Annotated in this window: 2 protein-coding genes; both read right to left on the bottom strand. The window is 35.8% G+C overall.

Annotated features, from left to right (window positions below):
• Positions 1-430 precede the first annotated feature (430 nt).
• Positions 431-877 carry an SMI1/KNR4 family protein gene (locus C8E03_RS21695; protein WP_110292104.1) on the bottom strand — a complete coding sequence of 149 codons (447 nt, stop codon included), beginning with the start codon at positions 875-877 and terminating at the stop codon, positions 431-433.
• 76 nt (positions 878-953) lie between these two features.
• The coding region (locus tag C8E03_RS21690; RefSeq protein WP_207657831.1) for an HNH endonuclease at positions 954-1,627 on the bottom strand (674 nt) is incomplete at its 5' end.

Below are 1,627 nucleotides of genomic sequence, written 5' to 3'. Positions count from 1 at the left end.
ACTTAAGAGCTGTCCTTTGGCATCATATGTATAGATGGTTCCTGCTCCTGCCTCTTTTTCGGCTTCATATTCCTTAGGACGGATAACCTTAACGAAGCTGCCCATCGGTATCATAGAACTGTCTGGTTACCCCTCCATCCCGCTCGGTACGGCTTCTTTTCCACAGCCTGATAAATCGGCACGTTTCAGAACCCGAATCAAACGGCCTCCCTCCTCATAAAAGTAGCATAGTCGGAGGTGAAACTTCTGAAATTTCTTTACAAATTATAATACCTAGAACACAATCGTTATAAAGCTTGTTGTGTTCTAGGTATTCGCAAAAAACAGTTATTAAAAATACTAAAACAGTTTTGATTACTTAGCAAAGCTTTGTAATAGTGCATCACCTTTTTATCAAAATAATCTTTATTTTAGTAAAGTCGATAACTTTCTATTCTTTATATAAAAATAATCCATTTAAAAATTCTTTAAAGGTTTTTGCAACAAAATACATACATTCATCTTCTGTAGAATTTTCATAATCTAAACAATTATCCCAAAAATAGATTCCCTTCCAATCTTCTTGATTCACTAACAAAACCAAACCACTTCCTGTCGCATGCCCAATAATTAACATATTTTCTAGCAATTCATTCCCATACTCATTCAGCCATGTTTCAAGAGATAAACTTTTTTTAGCATTACCCACCCCAAATAATGACCCCAGGGCTATAGGTTCTGCTATCTTTTCAGCATTAAAACAAACAATCTTATCATTAGCGCTCCCACCATTATTTTCTAATAGATAATCTTTATAATCACCAGGTAAATCTAATTTGTTATTTCTTTGAAATACTTCTAAATCTTTATTATCCAAACTCTCAAAACTTGATAACATATGTTATCCTCCTTATTTCATAGTATCTTAATTATTTGTATGTAAATATAAAAGAAGATTAGTAATAAGATATATATTAATTATTATTTTTCATCTTTGATATCCCTCCTCGATGTCTAAACCTATCATGAAATATTGTATTTACATCTTGCAAGGTCTTTCCATCTTGATGATGGTGCCATGTACCATCTTCACTCTTAATATAGCCTAAATCTTTGGCAGTCTGAAAATCTTTATTTCTACCTTGAAATGGTCCTACATCAGCTTCTTGATTTACCATCCCCGCAGCCTTAAAATTAGGATATCCATCTGGATAACTAACCTTATTTCCTTCCCAATCATTGTATGTCCATGTCCCATCTGTGTCTACGGAAATTTTCCCACCTTTGTCATACCATTTTTTCACATCTGGTGAATTTTTAGGTTTCGTATTTAGAATATCTTTTGGAATATCTGCAGATGACGTATACGACCGCCCCGAACTCTTATTACCACCATTCACTCCAAGCTTTTTCGCCACTTCCTGCTCTTGTGATGTCAATCCACCTTTATTTTGCTTATTTCGCAAATATGCAGACAGCTTTTTCTGCTCGTTTTTCCCAGCCTGTCCCTGAGCCACCTTATCCATAATTCTATTCGCGGCTGTTTCGCAGATATTCCCACTTGGGTCTACATAGCTCACTGGATTGTTGGCGCAATATGCGTACAGGTTCAGTCCGTCTCCCCGGTAGGTATCTTCTTGGGTAAAGC

This window comes from Lachnotalea glycerini (assembly GCF_003201285.1).
Lineage (GTDB): Bacteria > Bacillota > Clostridia > Lachnospirales > Lachnospiraceae > Lachnotalea > Lachnotalea glycerini.
The sequence above is the reverse complement of the archived record's forward strand: the minus strand, read 5'-3'. Positions and strand labels throughout refer to the sequence as shown.